Consider the following 5,236-nt stretch of genomic DNA (forward strand, 5'->3'; position numbering starts at 1 on the left):
GATGGGGATGGGGATGACGGCCCTGTGGGGGATGCGGCGGGCGAGTGCCAGCAGCGGTAGGATCGCCTTGAGGATGCTCGTGTGGGTGGCGAGGGGGATGGGATGGAAAATCGGCTCCTGGTGCCTCTGGGTGCGAAAATGGTGGCGTATCGGGATGATATCGATAGCTGACACCTTGCAGTCGGAGCTGGCAATGGGAATAAGTGGGAGTAGGAATTTGTTCTGGCTCTGCCAGATCGACTAGCGACATATTCATGCGTTCGATTTTCCGCAATGCCACATTCCCGCGCACTAATTCGGGGATGCGATTGAGGAGATTTTGCATCGGCAAGGCAATAAAAGTGCTAATCAAGACATAGCTGGCTAACGTTGGTAGCGGTAGCTGAATTAGTGTGGGTAAAATGAATAAAATAAAGCCCAAACAGACAAATTGGATCGTTTGTCCGAATCCATTGGTGATAATAAAGCTGCCTGCGGCACTGGTATGTTTTTGACGCAGTTTTGCCGCACTACCTTTGAGATTTTTTTCGAGAAACTCCGATCGTTTCGATCGATTGAGCTTGAGTTCTTTGATACCATTAATAATCCCCTGAAAATATTTGAGGAGAGTATCTTCTTCTTCTCGCGCTTCAAAGAATAATTTCTGCGCTTTATTTAATTTAGTTTGAACGAACCAAATCGCCAGGACGGTGGAGACAATCGCGATCGAGAAAATTGGCGTGGAGACCCAGGCAAGATAAGCAAAGGAACCAACCACTGTCGCAAAGTCGATAAAAATATTGGGAATCGCCGAAACCGATCGCGTCAGTGTATTGATATCATCTGTTAACATCGCGATCAGACGATTCTCTTGGAGTTTTTCTAAATGCTCTAATGGCGATGCTAAAATATTTTTGCTTAATTGGAGTCTCAATTCATAAATAGCATTTTGCGACAGTAAGACTAATAAATACTGTGCCAGCACGCTAGTAATGACAATGAAAATAGCTAACAGTCCAAAAAACAATAACGCATTAGCAACCCGCCCTTGATGCACCTCGCGATTGATAATCGAAATCATCAGTGCATTACTACAACCGCTGACCAAACCCGCACTAGAGGCAATGACGATCTGTTTCCAAGATATTTGCCAGAGAAATTTAATAAATTCCATGAAATTTGTTTACCCAGCAGTAATCTAAATGTCGATCGAAACAAATGGCTGAAGACGCACCTCGATCGGTTTGATATATTGGACTGCAAAGGAATAGCTAATGGCTGTTCCTTTACTTCGATCGATTCTTTAACCCAAGTTGCGACCTATAGAATGCCTACGACTGTAAGTCGTAGCTGATGTTGCAAAGTCCGCCTACGCGGACTAATAAATTTAGTCCGCGTAGGCGGACTTTGCAACATTAGTAGCGGTTTCTAACCGCTGAGATTATTTAAGATCCGCTAGTGAGAAGGAGACTGGTTTACCTTTTAAAGTTTCGAGAGTTTTGAGCTGCTCTGGCGTTAAAACGGCTTTGGCTTGTTGGTTGCTTTCTTTCATGATCGCTTCCATCCGCTTGCGATTATCGGCGAGGGTTTTATTCCGTTTGGTAGCATCTTCTCTGTCGGGAATTTCCCAAGCACCGATCGTTTTGGTGCGCATCTGACCGACGATATCATTAAGCTGTTTTTTCTGAGCGTCGGTGAGTTTGAGATCGGTCGCAAAATCATCTTTGGTAATTATACCAAAATCAAACTTTTGCAATAAAATCTCTTTGGCTCTTTTCTCTTGCTCTGGCTTGAGAATTTTGCTCATTTTACTCTGAGAGTCTTTGGTTAAGGCAACTGCACCTTCTTCGATTTTAGTGGCTAGTTTCTTTTTCTCGCCCTCTTGTTTATCTTTGGGTAATGCTTCGATTTTCTTATTTTCTTCTTTGATTGACTTAGATGCTGTGGTCACTTGTGCTAGTAAATCTGTCTCTACCGCCTTGATTTTGGCGACTTGATCGTCAGTCAACTGGAGTTCGGACTTGATTTTGGGATTCTGCAACAACTGGATCGGATTGGCTCCAGCGCGTTCTGGTCTAGCGAGATCGGAATTAGACTCAGCTCCACTGGGAGGATTTCGATCGGGTTTGCTAGCCATAGGGCTGCTAGTGCCGTCAGGAGAATTTGCCGCAGGTGTTTCGGGAGTTTTGGGATCTTGCTTGCAACTAGTCAACATCAAGGAAGCAGTGCAAATTACCAAGCAGGATGTCACAGTTAGGCGGTTAATTAAACTTAATGAAGTCATGTTTTTCAGGGGTGTTTACTGAGAATAGATAAAGTCTCGATCATTCTAACTCCCGTTAGTAATTAAGCAAAATAGAACTTAACAATCGCACCCGCCCGAGCTAGTAGACTAACTGCGTCGTTCGCTCGATCGACTCTAGATGTTAAAAAATGTGTGGGAATTTGACCGATCGAGATAATTATGAATTTATATTATTGGGTGCGGCAGCGAGGATACAATCGCGATAATAATTACGAGCCAAATGGCGCGATGGATATAATCTATGGCCTGTGGGATAGATTAGTGGAGATCTGACATTTAGCAGTGGCTGCTATCGATTTAGAGGATCGATATTTAAAAGTTTTACATTCGCTGCTATGACTGTTATCGATTCGCCCCCCAGTTTAAAATGCATTATTATCGGCTTAATTTCTAAAAATCATGGTTGCTGTTAGGACTGTTTTTGATACCACACCTCGGATTGAAATGCATTGGCAGGACAGCTTTATGTCTTTCGATCTGACTCAGGACGAACACGATCTGGGACGCGAGCCAGCACAGCCGCCACCGATCGGGTTGGTAGTCCCGATCGAGTGGGAATTGGTAAGTCGTCGTCAAGCAATTATTCGCAAGATCGATAGCGACTACTATATCTACGATGGCGACGGGCAAAATTCCAGCAGCAATCGCTTATTTCTTAACAATCGGCTGATTACGCCCAATGAGGGCTATTGCCTCCAGTCTTACGATGAGTTGCGGATCGGCCAAGATCCGCAAAATTATGCAACGCTGACTTATATCGATCCTACCGATGTGCGGATCGGGTCGGCACCAATCAAAACGTCGATGTCGCTAGCTCTACAGCAGACAATCACGATCGGGCGGAGCGAGGATAATAATTTCGTGCTGGATGCGCCGACAATTTCGCGACATCATGCCGCCGTGCAACGCACCTCGTCCGGTAGGTATCTGTTGCATAACTACAGCCCCAATGGGGTATTTGTCGATCGCCAGCAAGTAGACAAAACAGCACCGCTAGAGATCGGCTCCATCATTCAAATCGGCCCTTATACCTTCGTCCTGCGGACTGACGCGCTGACAATCGCCGATCGCGGCGACAATATTCGCCTAGATGTCGATGGGATTACCAAAATCGTCAAGCTCAAGGATCGACAGAGTTTATGTCTGCTCAATAACGTCACTTTGGCGATCGAACCCGGTCAATTTGTCGCACTAGTGGGGGGGAGCGGTGCGGGTAAATCGACGCTGATGCAGACCCTCCTGGGCATTCAGCAGCCGACGGTCGGAATGGTGTATCTCAATGGCGACAACCTGGTCAATAACTTTAATATTTATCGCAATTCGATCGGCTACGTCCCCCAAAGCGATATCGTCCACAAAAATCTTACCGTTAGGGAGGTACTCTACTATGCCGCACGGATGCGGCTTCCACCCGATATCGATATCGACAGTATCCTCGCCAACACGCTGGGACATATCGAACTCACCCAACGCCAACATAATCTCGTCAAAAACCTCAGTGGCGGTCAGCTCAAGCGCGTGAGTATCGGCGTCGAACTGTTGGCAGACCCCAATTTATTCTTCTTAGACGAGCCAACTTCCGGACTCGATCCGGGGTTGGACAAAAAAATGATGCAACTGCTCCGCCGTCTCGCCGATGAAGGGCGGACGGTAGTATTAGTCACCCATGCCACCAGCAATATTAATTTATGCGATCGGGTGGCGTTTATGGGTTTGGGCGGAAATCTCTGTTATTTTGGCCCCCCAGCCACAGCTAAAGAATTCTTCGCAGTCCCCGACGATTTTGCGGATATTTATATCAAGCTCGAAACTGCCGAAAACTGCTTGGATGCGGCGGCAAGGTTTCAAGATTCCGACTACTATCGCACCAATATTCAGGAACGATTGAGTTTGCCCACCCATGGGGGACAGAGCAAATCTAATCGAGCGATCCTACCGCTACCAGAGCGGGGCAAGCAGTCTTTTTTCCAACAAATCCAACTGTTGATTAGACGTTATATCCAGTTATTGCGCCGCGATCCGGTGTACTTGGGTTTATCCTTACTTACGGCACCGATCGGGATTTTATTAGTATGGTTGGCGACCAAAGATACATTACAAGATACCAGCAAAGTATTCGACGCAGCACTCAATCCAGTGCTGACGCCGTTTGTCGGTTCTGCTAATGTCAGTCGGGCGGGGATGGCACTCAAAATTCTGTTTGTCTTTACCTGTGCCAACGTTTGGGTGGGACTGGCTAGTTCCCTTCAGGAGATTATTAAAGAATCCGCCATTTATCTGCGCGAACGCCTAGTCAACCTGGGTTTATTCGCTTATGTCGGCTCCAAGTTATTGACATTAGGCGGACTCGCGATCGCCCAAACTATCCTGATTAGCGCGATCGTCTTTCTGTGTTTCCAGCAACCCGAACCAGTTGCCGAGTTAGCCCCCATTAATTGGTGGTTAGGAATGCCGATTACGACTTTCTTGAGCATTTTAGACGCTGTTTGTCTGGGCTTAATGGTATCGGCGAGCGTTAAAAACAGTGCGCAAGCAAATAGTGCGTTACCTTTATTACTGTTACCTCAAATCATCTTTGCTGGGGTGTTATTCGGTCTCGATAAAGTGCCGATCGGTCGATTCGTATCTTGGTTGACAATATCGCGCTGGTCGATCGGAGCCTACGGCACATTAATCGACCTGAATATCTTAATTCCGACGAGTAAAAATGACGCGGGTATTGATTTCTCACAAATGATGAAGCCTTCCTCTGTTTATGACACAAATTGGCAAAATTTGAGTCTAAATTGGGGGATGTTGATCTTTCAGAGTGTTTTTTATCTCGGGGTCACAATTTGGCTGCAAAAACGCAAAGACCTTCTCAAATCTCCCAAGCGTCAACCTTCTAGTAGTAAGAAGGGCAAATAAGCAACCCTCATCCCCACCATAAGTCTGTTGGAACCGATCTAAGTC

3 protein-coding genes are annotated in these 5,236 nt (G+C 46.3%); 1 reads left to right on the forward strand and 2 read right to left on the reverse strand.

All coding sequences use genetic code 11. The annotated features are described in order from the left end of the window. Together C7B77_RS23525 and C7B77_RS23530 are read right to left on the reverse strand one after the other, a co-directional pair. Positions 1–1,153: ABC transporter transmembrane domain-containing protein (locus C7B77_RS23525; protein ID WP_245894351.1), on the reverse strand; the 1,153-nt coding region annotated here is incomplete at its 3' end. Positions 1,154–1,420: 267 nt separating this feature from the next. After that, positions 1,421–2,263: a Spy/CpxP family protein refolding chaperone gene (locus C7B77_RS23530; protein ID WP_146138472.1), complete on the reverse strand. Its 843-nt coding sequence runs from the start codon at positions 2,261–2,263 to the stop codon at positions 1,421–1,423. Between the two features lie 420 nt (positions 2,264–2,683). Here C7B77_RS23530 and C7B77_RS23535 point away from each other — a divergent pair, with 420 nt between their 5' ends. Beyond that, positions 2,684–5,191, forward strand: a complete 2,508-nt coding sequence (locus C7B77_RS23535; RefSeq protein WP_106310663.1) for an ATP-binding cassette domain-containing protein — start codon at positions 2,684–2,686, stop codon at positions 5,189–5,191. Positions 5,192–5,236 lie beyond the last annotated feature (45 nt).

This window comes from Chamaesiphon polymorphus CCALA 037 (assembly GCF_003003845.1).
In the GTDB taxonomy this organism is placed as follows: Bacteria; Cyanobacteriota; Cyanobacteriia; order Cyanobacteriales; family Chamaesiphonaceae; genus Chamaesiphon; species Chamaesiphon polymorphus.

Bases quoted from the DNA above. Each gene is read 5' to 3' on its own strand.
- C7B77_RS23530 (WP_146138472.1), bottom strand. From the start codon at position 2,263: ATGACTTCATTAAGTTTAATTAACCGCCTAACTGTGACATCCTGCTTG.
- C7B77_RS23535 (WP_106310663.1), top strand. From the start codon at position 2,684: ATGGTTGCTGTTAGGACTGTTTTTGATACCACACCTCGGATTGAAATG.